This is a genomic window from Bacillus sp. FSL K6-6540, assembly GCF_038007545.1.
This window is the reverse complement of sequence record NZ_JBBOXH010000002.1, coordinates 1056652-1071767: the sequence shown is the minus strand read 5'-3', so window position 1 is coordinate 1071767 and position 15116 is coordinate 1056652. Positions and strand designations below refer to the sequence as shown.

Sequence of the window (15116 nt, the reverse complement as noted above, 5' to 3'; positions counted from 1 at the left end):
ACAAAACAGAATTCAGCGATATTTTATCCATGTAGTAACACAAAGTCACCACAAAGCTTTTTTCTCTTCTTCCTGCTCGATAAACAGATAATTTTCAGGACGGGCCAAAACAGAAAAAAGTGCCAAAAGCAACTTCCAACCTCGAAGCGGACTTCCGCATCTAAACTTCAACACTTCTCCTTCCGCTAAAGTAAACCTCAAAGTTGGGCTTGTACACCAAGCAATCTTCACTTGAATAACATGCTCACCAGGCAGTAAATCAATTCGCAGCCTTCCTCCATCTTTGATAGTTCCCATCTCAGCCCCATCAATTAGCACTGAATACTCTCTCATTTTGTTGATGTACTGCGATGTCCTGCTCATTTCAATGTACGTCTTTTGATTCACGATGACACATCCTCAAAGTAATGATCTTACAGGCGAGAAGCGCTAGAACCCTTCCGCCATACCGTTATTTCCCTTCCTAGTATATTATAACTTGCTGTGCTTCAGCTCTCCGTCGGCAAAAATCCCTTTCAGCTTCAGTGTGCCTTCTACTTGAGCTTTTTAAAAAAACACCCGCTTGTATAACGAGCGGATGTTAGATCTTTCGAAATTATTGATTGATATCTTTTAGCGCTTGTTTCGGTTGCGAATTGAAAATCAGCAATGATGCAATAATGGCAATCATAACCCCTAACGCACCAACCCAGGTAATCGAGGCCAATGATACGTTTTCCACAAAAACCCCTCCTATACCTGCGCCGACCGCCATGGCGAATTGCATCATTGACTGATTCATGCTAAGCAAAACACCTGACATTTCCGGTTCTATGGTAGCCAGGTGAAATTGCTGTGTCGGACCTGTAGACCATGCGGCAAACGACCATAATATAAGAATCACCAACACTCCGATATAGGAATGAGTAACAAGTGACAGCAGAATCAGTGTGACGATATGCAACGTCATCCCGCCAACGAGTGTAAAGGACACTCCCCATTTATCGGTGCTATATCCCCCAAACTTCGATCCAACCAAACTGGCAATTCCAAATATAAGCAAAACACCGCTGAGCAGCTTGCCATTTATACCTGAGATGTTCAAGAGATACGGTGACAAATAAGTGTAAGCAACAGAATATCCCCCGAGCCAGAAGAAAGTGATTGACAATCCCATAGCCACTTTCCGTTTTTTGAAAAGAGCAAGCTGTTGAAGCAAAGGCACAGGCTTATCCCCTTCAGTATGCGGAAGAGTAAAGAAAATAACGACCATTGCGATCAATCCCAACAAAGTAATGGCTCCAAATACAGACTTCCAGCCTAGTGCAACTGCTATCATTCTTCCAAGCGGAACACCAATGATTAAAGAAGCGGTAAATCCCATCACGACCGTAGCGATGGCACTGCCCTGCTTCCCTTCCGATGCAATCTTAGCCGCAATCGTTAATGCGGTGACAACAACCACACCTGCTCCCATCGCCATAATGATCCGCGCTGCAATAAACCATCCATAACCAGGCAGTACAAAAGCCAGGACATTACCGAACACAAACAAACCTAGGGCATACATCATCAATTTGCGTCTATCCATACTTGCTGTCAACGCCATAAGTACGGGTGTAGAAAGAGCATATACAAGTGAGAAAATGGTAATGAGCTGGCCCGCGGCAGCTAAAGTGATCCCGAGAGTATGAGCAATTTGATCCAAAATTCCGGAAATGATGTACTCTGAGGTTCCAACTAAAAAGCTGACAATGGCTAAAATATAAATTTTCCAAGTGTTAGACATAAAACATTCACTCCTCAATTATTAATAAACATATCACGAATTATCGATATGTTATTATAAAAAATAAACACATCGTAATATGTCGATATGTATGGTGTAAAAATAAACATCTTTTGATGTTTATTTTTATATCTCTGTTTTAAGAAAGTCAGCAAGTTTCCCAATGGCTTCTTCATCTCTTTTGTAATACGTGTACTTTCCAATACGCTCCGCCTTAATTAGGCCGGCTCTTAAAAGGATGGTAAGATATTGGGAAGCCGTCGATTGCGTCATTTTCAATTTGTCTGTTATTTGACTGACACATACCCCGATTGTGTTCATATCAATCCCTTCATGGGGTGCAAAATGACGATCCGGTTCCTTCAGCCATTGCAAAATTTGCAGCCTTGATTCATTTGATAAGGCTTTGAATACTTCAATTGGTTCCATATCGATTATTATATCGTTATATTTCGATATGTCAATCCGTTTTTTTGGATATATTTAATTAAAGCTAATTCCGTGAAATGAAACTGAAGACAGCATATCAATTTTGTTCACCGCTTAAATTCATCATCAAGCTTTACGAAATTGGTCTCATAATTGTGTCACTAAACACTTGGGGGAACCCGGCAGGTGACAAGGATTTTTTCAAATATTGTTCAAGTGACTAATCACCAGCATCAAATTCATGTATTTAAAATAGATGTAAAAAAACATCCGCTCATAACAACAGCGGATGTTAGATCTTTCGACAGGAATAACAAGACAGTATACTATGAATTGACATCTCTTTATGTCCGCTTAGGATATGAATAAAAGTTATCAATGATGCCATAATTGTAAAACAAAAGAATCGGCAGTTCATTATGTTCAATTCACAACAAATTCCATACCGTCAAAACATTTATTTTCTTTAGATTATAAGATCTTTTCCAAATTTTTCTCTAGATCATTACATAATTTAAACACCATCACTCGTTCACCTGTCCGGGAGCTTAAATCAGTATGAAAACTTTTCACTTTTTCTCCGGTTATTTTTAAGATAATATCCTTAAGGCCTTCTATACCTGATTCGACTAACTCCGAACGAGTTTGTTTGATAGATAACATACCCTCTTTTGATCCACAAACTACATATTCAGCTGGTGTTAAAATCCCTTTTAAATTGACGATGATCATGTCCCGCAGTATATCAGTCTTAACAGATACAGACCCCCGCCCAAGATAATCCTTCTCCCATTGAGTAATGGACTTACTGATCTCTGATTCAATAGAACCCTTCGACTTTTTCATATCTAATACATCTCCTGAGCAAAAAAATTGGCATATTCTATTTGTGATTTCGTCTATTAATATTCTCTTACAACATATCCTTCATATACACCTTCAATATCCAAATCAGTTTTACCGTTTCTTGTGACCACTATCATTTTGGATAACATATTTTCTTCCATCATAGAGTGGACATGCAAAAATCGAACGTTTCCTGAATGGGTTTCCTCAACTTCTTCATAAGATTTTAGATGATAAAAATCAATTGCTTTTCTAATTAGTTTTTTCATACATTCCATATTTTCACGATCAAACGAGTTCATTTCCTCGATTGTTTTCGTGACAAAATCAGTTAAATTAGCGCTCATACAATCTCCTTAGAACTGCTTTCTCCATATATGGGTGCGTTTAGAAGTTGAACCTGTATTTCATCGTGACAAGCAATGATCAGGTAAGGCTTGACCTGTTTTAACATCAGGAACCTTCACGATTGAGGGTTTTCCATCATTATGATGAACGAATAAACCTCTAACTTTAACATATGACGGCACTAGGGGATGACGTCGAATCATATCAACACTTTTTTCAATGGTGTCACTGCTATTTTCATTTAGCCATTCATCGACCGTACCACCAAAAAATTCAGGCTTGCAATTTTGAAAGAGATAATCCAATGTTTGTATTTTATCTTTCATTGTTTCAAGTTGAGTTAGTCCATTACCTGCGGAAGTCTTCTTATCTTTTGTTCCTACTACAAAAATCTTCTCAACATCTTCCTGGTAAATCGCAAAAATAACAGACCTCATAATTTCTCCATAAGGATGTGAAATACTGGCACCATAGCTTTGTATAGTCAACATATTCTCTGCAGAAGTGTTAGTCGCTTCTTGTAAAATAGGCTCCAAACCGTTTTCAATATCCGTCAAAAATAATACTTTTTTATTTTGGTTTACATTCATACAGCACACCTCTTCCTTATGTTTATCATTTTTGTATTGAGTAACAAATCCATTTGATAAATGCTTAGATTCATCATTACCAGCTTTCCCAACATCCTTCTGGATCAAGACTAGCCAGTCGGACCCATCCATTTTGAACTTTTTGCAGAAATGCTGAATCATTATTTAATAACCGTTCTACATATTCTCTAGGTGCTTGGATGAGTATCAATAAACGAAGAGGAGAATGATAGGCCTCGTGATCTGATTCCATGACGGATTGCCAAGGCAGTCCGGCTAACAAATCGCTTGCATTCCCCTGCATAACGCCGAGACCTGCAGTAACGGTTTGAGTTGCTTTATTTCCGCTGCCATAATAATGAGGTGCTACCGTTGATGCGTAATATTGTAAATTAATCCATTGGGCTACAGTTCCAGGTCCTGCAATAATATTTGCTAGGAGTTCACCGCTTTCATCCTGCTTCCAATCATAATTATGGAGAAAGGCTCTGCCTTCCAAATCACAATCCTGAGTTAGTTCACGTTTACCGATAATAAAGGCGGCATTACGAGCCAGTCCCCATTCCGGACGTATCTCACTCCAATCTTCCGCAAATCGGTTTGCCTCAGCCTTCGGATTTTTTAGCTTCGATTGGAAATTCGGTAATTGGGCTAGACGTTCTGCGTTTACATGATGTCTCACTTTCGGCATAACGGCTTCAATTTGTTCAAATGCTTCTTGTGCAGCTTCGGAAAGCTCTGGTACATAAAGCCAATGTAACTCATCTACTGTTGTATTATGTTCAGCCGCTGCAAAAACCGTATCCTCAGGGATTTTAATTCCTTCAGTTAAAAGAGCTTCTCGTACCTCTGATAGATTACATAAAGCAGCTAAAACTCTTGCATTGAATCCACCGGCCGCTCCACCGCAGGCACCACAATCAAGGGCTGCAGAATAAGGATTATTAGTACTTTGACTGCCATGCCCGCAAATCACGACCAATGGTGCGATGTTCTCTGTTAACCCCATCATTTTTAATGCTTGGCGAGCATAGTTCACTTTTTCTTCATCAGTAAAACCCACAGGTATTTCTGCCTCTGTAGCATCATGATGAAGCGAGAGTTTTGTATCAGGTTTGCGTAACCAAGCCTCACGGAGATTACGAATGAAACGACCCGCCTTTCTTGGCACAAAGCTACGGGCTGCCATTTGCAGTGTAAGCCAAGGTCCGCTTAGCTCAGGCAGTAGTAAGCTCGAAAGCGCATTCTGCTTCATCGTTTTAAAGGTATGGCTTAAAGAATGAATTGCTTGCTTCCGTTGATTGTATTTTTTGAATACATCCTCATCTGCGAACTCTTTTATTTTATTTTGCGGTTTTTGTATGATCGGCAAGGAAGCATGACTGTGTTTACTGCCAAGTTCACAAGTTGCAATCGGCACCCCGAAGAAACCAGCAATACCAATCGTTTCAAACGGGCCTTCTTTTTCTAGTTGACGACGAAAAGGTTCTGATCGTACATCGATGCAGAATGCTAATTGAGCTAATGCAGATTTTTTACGGCCGGTTTCACGTAGTTTCGAGATGATCTTCTGGCTTAATCGATCAGTGTACGTTTGTTCCCAAGCTTCTAACCAAAGTTTCTTGCGAAGTTTCTCATCAAAGCTGTAGGCAAATGATAAATATTCGTTTTGTTCAATGGCCGTCATCTGTGACCATTCTTCTAATGTAAGCCCACCCCAATGAATCCAAGCTGCTATAAGGGGAGCAATTGAAATTGTTTTCTTAGATCGTTCATTAGTCAAAGGTAAATATGGCTTTATAAGAGCCCACTCCATGGATATTCGAACCGCTAAATATTCTGTTAGGAGTGCATGTTCGTGGCTCGATTGCTGGGAGCGCCAAAGCATCATCCCTGCCCATCCAGGTAATGAAAGTAAATGACCTTCAAGATAAGTCTGGATTTCTGACTCTGGGATTTCTAGTGCGAATAAAGCTTTCTGTAAAGCCAAATGTGCCTCTTTCGGCCAACCCTTTACCCTTTCCCGTTGCTTTTTGCTAAGTGCTGGATCATATTGAATAAGATGCTGCCAAGCACGATAGAAACCTTCCTCACGATTAGGCATTGTCCAGCCTGCTTGAGAGTCATCAAGATATAATTTACTCCACTTAATGACATGATGATCTAGTATATTGACTAGCCTTTCACCATCTTGATTCTCTATATACGAACTTAGTGGTTGCATAAACACATTCTCGATATGATCCAATCCACTACATTCACCTACTAATTTCTCCAGCTCATGTGATGATAAAAGGTCGGAAGGCAGGGGATCTAACTTTAATGCAGCATGACAAAATCGCTCTGCCACGTCCCGTGGGATGTGATAAGAATGTGAATCAAGCCAACGCTGCAGCCCCATTTCCACAAAATCTTCATCAATCTCACCTTTATTCTTTGCTGAACGGATCATAGACGCACTAGGGTATATATCAACATCGCGAGTGTTTTTCAACCAACTTGCAACCTGATCAAAAGGTTGGTTTTCAAGTCCCATCCACGGATTACGTGCAGCAAATGTAGAAATAGGCCAAAGTGGCGCAATCACTCGGCTGGCAGATGTAATGAAAACGTTAAGATCCCTTTCTTGAACATCAATATCTGTATCTATCTTTTTTACATTATCTTTCGTTAATACGGATGTAATGCCCATCTCAGATTAGCTCCTTATGAAATATATTGTTTAAGGTAGTCTGGGTGACTCTCTACTGACTTTGGTTTTGCTTCACCTAATCGAACTAACCAAAGATAGAGCACCGCGAAAAAAACGGAAGAACGATAACGAGCAACCCATGTACCTAAAGCACTGCCAAATAATAAGAGACATACGACAATCATGACAGCTGACATTGGAGGTTGAACACTTTGAAAAATGGTTGTATGCAGCCACTTATAGAAAAGGTTATGAATGATAAAATATACGAGGGCTGCTCCTCCTAAAACAGTTAAGCCGGCAATTCGGCCAATTCGACCCTCTCCAAAAGCGACAAGCTGATTCCAAGAAACGGACAATGACCACCCTAAGATCAGCGCACTAATGAATTGATATACCTCTCCAGGAGCAGCGAGCCAAAAAGCAACGCCTATTACTAAGGATAAAATCCGACCAGCCATGACCCATAAATAGGATGTTCTTTCATTAGTGCGAGCCGATACTTCATGACGCCCTACTGCTGAACCAGCTTGTAGAAACAACGTAGCTTTGAATAAACCATGTAAAATAAGATGAATAATGGCTGCTATATAGGCGCCTAATGCACATTGAATGAGCATAAACCCCATTTGTCCAATCGTGGAGCCTACTAACTGACGTTTATAATCAACCTGGACTAAACTAATTCCAGTTCCAATCAATACAGAAATGCTAGCAAGCAGAAGTAAGATAATCGAAGCGATACCACCATGAAATAGAGGTGAAAATCGAGTTAGTATTATTCCTCCTGCATTTACTAAACCTGCATGCATAATTGCAGAAACAGGGGTTGGAGCAACAATAGACTCAACCAACCATCTTTGGAACGGCCATTGAGCTGCAGGAATGATCACCGCCAGTACAATCAATAGCTGAATCCCTGTTCTCTCCCATTCTCCCAGCCCAGCTATACTTTCATTTGTTACAACCAATGATAACTGCCATTGACCTGTGGCATGAAAAAGCCACGTCATCGCAAAAAACAAAGAAAACCAACTTAACAAAAATAACCGTCCAGAAATTTTGGCTGCTTCACTAGCCACTTGCCAAGCACTGTTTAACCTAATAAGTAAGGTTAATCCAACAAGAGTCGCTCCCCAAAATAGAACCATCAAGCGGAGATCACCACTTAACCATGTCATTGAAGCAGCTCCTGTTGTGAAAGTAAAAAGCGTAAAATATTTTCGATAAGATCGATCCCCCATTAAGTAACGTACAGAAAAACGCTGAATGATGAATCCAATTGCAAGAACAAAGAAAGTCATTAAACAAGCTAAGGAATCTAAGTGCCAAGGGCCAACATTTCCACTCACACCACTATTGGCAAGAATCAGTAAGGAAACCAAAAGTGGTAAAGCCAAGATCCCAATATGAATGCGAACAAAACTCAAGGGTACTCGCGGATGTAAAAACAATAGTCCACTAATCCCAGAAGCCATAAGCATAATAAAAAATAATGTTAATAATGATGACAAACTCAGCGAAACTAACATTCTAAATTCTCCCTTTTTTAAAACTCATTATTGGTCAAAAGACCTTTCAATCAGATCATATTTGTCTATTATTTATTTCAATTTTTATTTATCTCTATTTTTTTCCAACAAAAAAGCCGACAACTTCAAAATTTCAATGATTATGTTAGATCATTGAATCCTGAAAATTGTCGGCTTCACTTCAACTAACTTCAGCGAAGTTTTTTGAAGAGCTACCTTATTATTGGTCTTTACTTTATGCTATGTTTAATTTCCTTTAATATAGTCCTGATTATCAAATAAATCGACTTATGTTTCTCTTCCTTTTTAGTTAGGATGCTTTTTCATCCTATCATATTTAAAATGAAATATGAAAAGAATGCTAAAGGCCTACATATTTTAAAAGGAAAAATAAACATCGGCATCGATTATTAAGTTACGTATAAGATATGATAAATTTTAAAAGTTGTCAAGTTTATCAGTAAACTGGTCTTTACTTTCCTCTAAAATAATCCAACCCATTATAGATGATTCACTTTCAATGAGGAACATCCATTTCAGATGAAGCTCGCTTTTCCAGATCGAGGAGCAGTGTCTTCATTTCAAATCCGCCCCGATAGCCAGTTAATGAGCCATTCTTTCCTATTACACGATGGCACGGTACAGTAATTAATACCGGATTAGCCCCAATAGCCGCACCTACAGCACGAACAGCTGCTGGTTTATTTATATCATTTGCAATGTCGGAATAGGATTTCGTCTGTCCATAAGGAATTTCACAAAGTGCATTCCAGACGGCTATCTGAAATTGCGTACCGGCGTACTCAACTGGAACAGTAAAGTTTTTCCGCTTTCCTTCTAGATATTGAGTGATTTCAACGGCATAGGGTTCAAGCTTATCATCATCTTCAACAAGAAGACTTCCTGGAAAGCGTTTCTTAGCCCATTCGAACAATTCCTCGATTGGTTTGTTCTGTGAGCCTACAAACACAAGCCCCTTTAAAGTTGAAGCAATATAAAAATTCCAATCCTTGAACATTAATAAAGACCAATAAAGGGTTGCTTTATTCTTTGTTTCCATTGTATGTTTCCTCCATTTTACTCATTTGACGAAATTGTGCTGGTGTCTGTCCAGTTTTCTTTTTAAATAAAGTAATAAAATAAGGCGCGTTAGCCATACCCACACATGTAGCGATATCTCCAATCGCTTTATTTGTCTGAATCAAATACTTTTTAGCCGCGTGTACTCTAACTTGTTGTATATACTCAACCAGTGTAATGCCTTTAATTTTTTTAAATGTTCGATGCAGATGATACGGACTCCCATGACAAATATCTGCTAACGATTCTAGCGTTAATTTTTCTGAGAAATTTTTATCAATATATTCAGTAATTAAATCAACCCACTCGCGATCAGGCATTTTTTCATTAGTGGGCTTGCAACGTTTACAAGGGCGAAAATTTGCGCGGAGAGCTTGTTCTGCGTTTGGAAAAATACATACATTTTCTTTTTTCGGAACACGAGATTTACAGGATGGTTTACAGAATACCCCTGTCGACTTTACAGCGTAGAAAAATTGATTATTATACGTTGCATCATTATTTATAATTGCTTGCCACTTTTCATCTGTTATTATTTCTGCATCATTCAAAATTCTATGATCATGGCTCTCTTTATGTCCGTTATTGATATTATCCGACATTTATCTCACCTGTCCTTACATGGCTCATCTAATTCATTTTGAATTAAATCCCAATTTAAATTTTCGACACGCGATTTTTATATCTTGGGCCATTTTTATCTACTCCCGTTTAACATTCTTGATAACTACACTATAACCTCATAAATAGAAAAAAATAAGATGGTTAGAATGTAATAGCAAGATAACAAAATGAGTAAAGATGATTATGTGATAAACTAATTTCAACCAGCGTGAGTCTTCTTATAATTATTTAAGATAAGGAGAAAGAAAAAGTGGCATGGCATGAAGTCAATGATGTTATTGTCATTACATTACCTGAAATTTTCGACATGAATGCTAACCTTGGCTACCTAACCAGGGAAAAAAATGAATGCATGTATGAAATAGAGAACAATATCATTACAAAAGTTATAGCCATTGGGGAAATTCGGTCCTTAGTGCAGGTAAGCGTAATCAATAATAAACAAATGATTGTTCAATTCCTAAACGATTCTAGACCTGTTGAGCAGTGGAAACGGGAAGAGATTGTAAAATATATTCATGAATGGTTTGATCTTGATAACGATTTAACTCCATTTTATGAAATGGCAAAAGCAGATCCATTACTTAAAATGCCTGCCCGAAAATTTTATGGGTTGCGAGTGATCGGCATTCCCGATTTATTTGAAGCTTTATGTTGGGGAGTTTTAGGGCAACAAATTAACTTAGCCTTCGCGTACTCCTTAAAGAAGCAATTTGTAGAAGCATTTGGCGATACTATTGAATGGAATGGTAAAAAGTATTGGGTGTTCCCACCGTACGAGCGAATTGCACGGTTAACCCCTACCGACCTGGCAGATATTAAAATGACGGTAAAAAAAAGTGAATATATCATTGGAATAGCCAGATTAATGGCAAGTGGGGAATTATCGAGGGAAAAATTAATGAAAATGAACTTTAAAGATGCTGAAAAAAACTTAATTAAAATACGAGGAATCGGTCCTTGGACAGCCAATTATGTTCTAATGCGCTGCCTTAGGTTCCCGACAGCTTTTCCGATCGATGATGTGGGTCTAATTCGTTCGATAAAAATATTACGTAATATGAATCGAAAGCCTACGAAAGATGAAATCTTAGAAATATCGTTTTCATGGAAAACATGGGAGTCATACGCTACCTTTTATTTATGGCGTGTCCTTTACTGAATCATTTCAACTTAAACCGGAATGTACTCAATAAAAAAAGAATGAGCTTTAAAACCTAAGGCCTACAAGTACATTGTAAGTGCGACTTCTAGAATTCTTTGCCTTTATTAATTGACAATAAAAAAAAACGTTATCATTCCAATAGGCTCTCCGGTTTTCGGATTTCTAGCATGCTAAATTCCAACTGCTATCAAAAGCGTATCTTAATGAGGAACTGCTCTCTTATATCTGTATTAACATCAGAAAACTCAGTTAGGCAAAAGTCTTAATGCCTTTTAACCTGATTGACCGACCTTATGTGGAAACATCTTAAATCTATAGCTATGGCCGATCGATAGTCGGGTCCTGTACCATCAACTTCTTTAATCCATTTTTCCACTGTAGACGTTCTTTCTCTTTTGGACATAAAAACACCCCTTTAGATAATCTTATCCAAAGGGGTTAAACATTTATTACTCCACAGTAACACTCTTCGCAAGGTTACGCGGTTTATCAACATCACAGCCGCGATGCAGTGCAGCATAGTAAGCGATCAGCTGCAATGGAACAACAGATACCAACGGAGCAAGCGCTGGATTTACTTCCGGCAGTACGAATCTGTCATCCGCATCGTCTAGGCCTTTTAGTGAGATGATGCATGTGTTTGCTCCGCGAGCGGCAACTTCTTTGACGTTTCCGCGGATGCTTAGGTTTACGTGCTCTTGAGTTGCCAGTGCGAATACTGGTGTTCCTTGTTCGATCAAGGCAATCGTTCCGTGCTTCAGCTCACCGCCGGCAAAACCTTCTGCCTGGATGTAAGAAATCTCTTTCAGCTTCAGTGCGCCTTCGACACATACGAAGTAGTCAAGGCCGCGTCCGATGAAGAAAGCGTTTCTGGATACAGTCAGGTATTCACGGGCGATCATTTCCATTTCGTCTTTCTGGTCGCATAGAGCTTCCATTGCGTTTGCAGCGATACCGAGTTCTTTGACGAGGTCAAATCCGATATCGATGCCGTTTTTGTCAGCAGCCACAGAAGCAAGAACCGCAAGAACTGCGATTTGTGCAGTGTATGCTTTCGTTGACGCAACAGCGATCTCAGGGCCTGCATGAAGCAGCAATGTATAGTCAGCTTCACGAGAAAGCGTTGATCCAGGTACGTTTGTGATTGTCAGGGCTTTGTGTCCGAGCGCTTTGACTTGAACGAGAACCGCGCGGCTGTCTGCTGTTTCTCCGCTTTGAGAAAGGAAAATGAAGAGCGGTTTCTTAGACAGAAGCGGCATGTTGTAGGAGAATTCACTCGCTACATGCACTTCAACCGGCACGTTTGCCCACATTTCAATATATTGTTTACCGACAAGTCCTGCATGGTAGCTGGTTCCGCAGCCAATGATATAGATGCGGTCCGCTTCCGCTACAGCGGCAGCGATATCGCCAGGCACAGACAGCTTGCCGTTTTCATCTTGATACGTTTGGATGATTTTGCGCATAACAACAGGCTGCTCATCCGTTTCTTTCAACATGTAGTGAGGGTACGTGCCTTTTTCGATATCACTGGCATCAAGCTCAGCAATATAAGACGCACGTGTAATCACGTCACCATCAAGGTTTTTGATGACAACTTGGTCATCAGTGACGATAACCATTTCTTTATCCATCAGCTCAACATATTCGTTGGTTACTTGAAGCATCGCCATCGCATCAGATGCTACGACGTTGAATGTATCTCCAAGACCTACTAATAGAGGGCTTTTGTTTTTCGCTACAAAAATCGTTTCTCTGTTGTCGTTATCGAATAAAGCAATTGCATAAGAGCCTTTTAACAGTGTAAGTGTTTTGCGGAACGCTTCTTCTGTCTCAAGTCCTCCATTGACGAATTGCTCGATTACTTGAACGACTACTTCTGTATCGGTGTCACTTTTGAGCTCTACATCTTGCAAATACTCTTGCTTCAGCTGAACATAGTTCTCGATCACGCCGTTATGAACAAGTGTAAAGCGGCCCAGTGCGCTTTGATGCGGGTGAGCGTTCAGATAGCTTGGTTCGCCGTGTGTCGCCCAGCGAGTATGCCCAATTCCGGCTTTCGCTTCTACATTGGCATCCACAACTTCACGAAGATCTGCAATGCGTCCTTTTTCTTTGAACACATGGATTCCCTGTTCGTTTGCAACAGCAATACCAGCAGAGTCATAACCGCGATACTCAAGCTTTTCTAACCCTTTTAATAAAATTTCCTTCGCATCAAGCTGACCGATATAACCTACGATTCCACACATATTTTTCTTCCTCCTAAGATTGTAAAAGGAGACGAAGAAAGTCAAATTTCAAGGGGACTTTCAATCGTCCCCTCCTACATGTTTTTTGGAAGATCATGTGATTTCTCTTTGTTCAAGGAGTCACCCCCTTGGTTTGAAGAAATCCTTACGGCTGTGATCTGCACACTCAGCCGGGAGGCATCCGCCGAAAATTCGATAACCTCCATCCTCGTCAACTAAGCCTTTTTCCGGGCGCTTAGTTCGGGCGCTATAATTATAGGTAAAGCAATAATCCCGTCTTCTTTTCCTATTGAGAAAATAAGAACAAGACAAGCTTGATTTTACAACATGTGGCATAAACGGTCAATTGTTTTTTAAACAACTTTGCCGTATGTCTCACAATTATCTTATGTAAACCTCGCTTGTCTTGTTCACTCTCTGATAATAGACTTCGTTACTCTAATCCCATTTCTGACCGGACGACTTCAACAATGCGATTGACATACTCATCGCACAGCTCTTTCGTCTTCGCTTCAGCCATGACACGGACGAGCGGTTCAGTTCCAGAAGGGCGCACCAAAATCCGGCCGTCGCCGTTCATTTCTTTTTCAACTTCAGAAATAATTGCTTTTACTTTTTCATTTTCTTCAACTTTATATTTATCAGTCACTCTCACATTGACTAACAGCTGCGGGAACTTCTGCATTTCAGCTGCAAGCTCTGACAGCGGCTTGCCTGTTGCTTTCAAAGTGTTCATCAGCATAATAGCAGACAATAATCCGTCCCCTGTCGTGTTGTAATCAAGGAAAATAAGATGTCCTGACTGTTCTCCGCCGACGTTGTAGCCGTCTTTTTTCATTGCTTCTACTACGTAGCGGTCGCCGACAGCTGTCTGTACGCTTTTGATGCCTTCTTTTTCGAGCGCCTTATAGAAGCCGAGGTTGCTCATCACGGTTGAAACCACTGTATCATCCTTTAAACGGCCCTCTGATTTCAGATGTTTTGAGCATATGTACATGATTTGGTCGCCGTCTACAATATTTCCTTTTTCATCGACAGCAATCAGGCGGTCGCCGTCACCGTCGAACGCAAGACCGAGATCCGCGTTTTTCTCTTTGACAAACGCGCTGAGCGCTTCGGGATGAGTCGAACCGACGCCGTCATTAATGTTTAATCCGTTCGGGGAAGTCCCCATTGTAGAAACATCTGCATCTAAATCAGCAAACAGGTGTGTCGCCAAGGATGACGTTGCGCCATGGGCACAGTCCAATGCCACATGAATGCCTGTGAAATCTTCATCAGCTGTCTGTTTTAAGAATTGCAGATATTTTTGTCCGCCTTCAAAATAATCGTTTACAAGTCCAAGGTCTGCTCCGACAGGTCTTGGCAGCTTATCCTCAGGTTCGTCCATCAGGCGCTCAATTTCAGCCTCCTGTTCATCAGAAAGCTTAAATCCATCTCCCCCAAAGAATTTGATGCCGTTATCCTGCACTGGGTTATGAGAAGCGGAAATCATGACGCCCGCCTCTGCATCCATCGCTTTTGTCAAATAAGATACACCTGGTGTAGAAATGACACCCAGGCGCATGACTTCTGCGCCAATGGATAAAAGTCCGGCGACAAGGGCTCCCTCCAGCATATGGCCGGAGATGCGTGTATCGCGGCCTATCAGCACTTTTGGACGTTGTTTGTCTTTTGTCAGCACATAACCGCCGAAACGTCCGACTTTAAAGGCCAGCTCAGGTGTAAGCTCACTATTGGCGACACCTCTTACACCGTCTGTTCCAAAATACTTGCCCATTTTATAATCG

General features: G+C 40.4%; 14 protein-coding genes. 1 reads left to right on the top strand and 13 read right to left on the bottom strand.

Annotated features, from left to right (window positions below):
* Nucleotides 1-45: 45 nt before the first annotated feature.
* The 10 genes from MHH82_RS37965 to MHH82_RS37920 form a co-directional block, all read right to left on the bottom strand.
* Complete coding sequence (locus MHH82_RS37965) at nt 46-387, bottom strand: hypothetical protein (RefSeq protein WP_038827944.1); 342 nt, start codon at nt 385-387, stop codon at nt 46-48.
* 208 nt (nt 388-595) lie between these two features.
* A complete protein-coding gene (locus MHH82_RS37960) occupies nt 596-1768 on the bottom strand; it encodes an MFS transporter (protein WP_070548416.1) in 1173 nt (390 codons plus the stop codon).
* A gap of 126 nt (nt 1769-1894) precedes the next feature.
* Nucleotides 1895-2197, bottom strand: a complete 303-nt coding sequence (locus MHH82_RS37955) for an ArsR/SmtB family transcription factor (RefSeq protein WP_003234907.1) — start codon at nt 2195-2197, stop codon at nt 1895-1897.
* Nucleotides 2198-2668: 471 nt separating this feature from the next.
* Nucleotides 2669-3043, bottom strand: coding sequence for a DUF2294 domain-containing protein (locus MHH82_RS37950; protein ID WP_003246482.1), 375 nt, complete (start codon nt 3041-3043; stop codon nt 2669-2671).
* A 56-nt stretch (nt 3044-3099) separates the two neighbouring features.
* Entirely contained in the window at nt 3100-3390 is a 291-nt protein-coding gene (locus MHH82_RS37945; protein ID WP_014475635.1) for a DUF6407 family protein, read from the bottom strand.
* A gap of 60 nt (nt 3391-3450) precedes the next feature.
* A complete protein-coding gene (locus MHH82_RS37940) occupies nt 3451-3981 on the bottom strand; it encodes a carbonic anhydrase (RefSeq protein ID WP_041850637.1) in 531 nt (176 codons plus the stop codon).
* Between the two features lie 76 nt (nt 3982-4057).
* Nucleotides 4058-6673 (bottom strand): DUF2309 domain-containing protein, encoded by a 2616-nt coding sequence (locus tag MHH82_RS37935; protein ID WP_041850636.1) that lies wholly within the window; start codon nt 6671-6673, stop codon nt 4058-4060.
* Between the two features lie 14 nt (nt 6674-6687).
* Nucleotides 6688-8205 carry an NADH dehydrogenase subunit 5 gene (locus MHH82_RS37930; RefSeq protein ID WP_038827949.1) on the bottom strand — a complete coding sequence of 506 codons (1518 nt, stop codon included), beginning with the start codon at nt 8203-8205 and terminating at the stop codon, nt 6688-6690.
* Between the two features lie 517 nt (nt 8206-8722).
* Nucleotides 8723-9265 carry a methylated-DNA--[protein]-cysteine S-methyltransferase gene (adaB, locus tag MHH82_RS37925; protein WP_032724778.1) on the bottom strand — a complete coding sequence of 181 codons (543 nt, stop codon included), beginning with the start codon at nt 9263-9265 and terminating at the stop codon, nt 8723-8725.
* The gene (locus MHH82_RS37920; protein WP_072175816.1) at nt 9249-9887 is read right to left on the bottom strand and encodes a bifunctional transcriptional activator/DNA repair enzyme AdaA; all 639 of its coding nucleotides are present in this window, start codon (nt 9885-9887) and stop codon (nt 9249-9251) included. Before MHH82_RS37920 ends, adaB begins: the two co-directional genes overlap by 17 nt.
* A 272-nt stretch (nt 9888-10159) precedes the next feature.
* Between MHH82_RS37920 and alkA the strand changes: the two genes are divergently transcribed.
* Complete coding sequence (gene alkA, locus MHH82_RS37915; RefSeq protein ID WP_041850634.1) at nt 10160-11071, top strand: DNA-3-methyladenine glycosidase II; 912 nt, start codon at nt 10160-10162, stop codon at nt 11069-11071.
* Between the two features lie 265 nt (nt 11072-11336).
* Here alkA and MHH82_RS37910 read toward each other — a convergent pair whose 3' ends face one another.
* The 3 genes from MHH82_RS37910 to glmM all read right to left on the bottom strand — a co-directional run bounded on the left by MHH82_RS37910 (nt 11337) and on the right by glmM (nt 15106).
* Nucleotides 11337-11477, bottom strand: coding sequence for a hypothetical protein (locus MHH82_RS37910; RefSeq protein ID WP_120027725.1), 141 nt, complete (start codon nt 11475-11477; stop codon nt 11337-11339).
* 46 nt (nt 11478-11523) lie between these two features.
* Nucleotides 11524-13326: a glutamine--fructose-6-phosphate transaminase (isomerizing) gene (glmS, locus tag MHH82_RS37905; protein WP_015252962.1), complete on the bottom strand. Its 1803-nt coding sequence runs from the start codon at nt 13324-13326 to the stop codon at nt 11524-11526.
* Nucleotides 13327-13759: 433 nt separating this feature from the next.
* Nucleotides 13760-15106: a phosphoglucosamine mutase gene (gene glmM, locus MHH82_RS37900; protein WP_015382618.1), complete on the bottom strand. Its 1347-nt coding sequence runs from the start codon at nt 15104-15106 to the stop codon at nt 13760-13762.
* Nucleotides 15107-15116 lie beyond the last annotated feature (10 nt).

Excerpts from the sequence above, each read along its gene's own strand:
- MHH82_RS37960 (WP_070548416.1), bottom strand. The coding sequence starts at position 1,768 with ATGTCTAACACTTGGAAAATTTATATTTTAGCCATTGTCAGCTTTTTA.
- MHH82_RS37955 (WP_003234907.1), bottom strand. The coding sequence starts at position 2,197 with ATGGAACCAATTGAAGTATTCAAAGCCTTATCAAATGAATCAAGGCTG.
- MHH82_RS37950 (WP_003246482.1), bottom strand. The coding sequence starts at position 3,043 with ATGAAAAAGTCGAAGGGTTCTATTGAATCAGAGATCAGTAAGTCCATT.
- MHH82_RS37945 (WP_014475635.1), bottom strand. The coding sequence starts at position 3,390 with ATGAGCGCTAATTTAACTGATTTTGTCACGAAAACAATCGAGGAAATG.
- MHH82_RS37940 (WP_041850637.1), bottom strand. The coding sequence starts at position 3,981 with ATGAATGTAAACCAAAATAAAAAAGTATTATTTTTGACGGATATTGAA.
- MHH82_RS37935 (WP_041850636.1), bottom strand. The coding sequence starts at position 6,673 with ATGGGCATTACATCCGTATTAACGAAAGATAATGTAAAAAAGATAGAT.
- MHH82_RS37930 (WP_038827949.1), bottom strand. The coding sequence starts at position 8,205 with ATGTTAGTTTCGCTGAGTTTGTCATCATTATTAACATTATTTTTTATT.
- adaB (WP_032724778.1), bottom strand. The coding sequence starts at position 9,265 with ATGGAAACAAAGAATAAAGCAACCCTTTATTGGTCTTTATTAATGTTC.
- MHH82_RS37920 (WP_072175816.1), bottom strand. The coding sequence starts at position 9,887 with ATGTCGGATAATATCAATAACGGACATAAAGAGAGCCATGATCATAGA.
- MHH82_RS37910 (WP_120027725.1), bottom strand. The coding sequence starts at position 11,477 with ATGTCCAAAAGAGAAAGAACGTCTACAGTGGAAAAATGGATTAAAGAA.
- glmS (WP_015252962.1), bottom strand. The coding sequence starts at position 13,326 with ATGTGTGGAATCGTAGGTTATATCGGTCAGCTTGATGCGAAGGAAATT.
- glmM (WP_015382618.1), bottom strand. The coding sequence starts at position 15,106 with ATGGGCAAGTATTTTGGAACAGACGGTGTAAGAGGTGTCGCCAATAGT.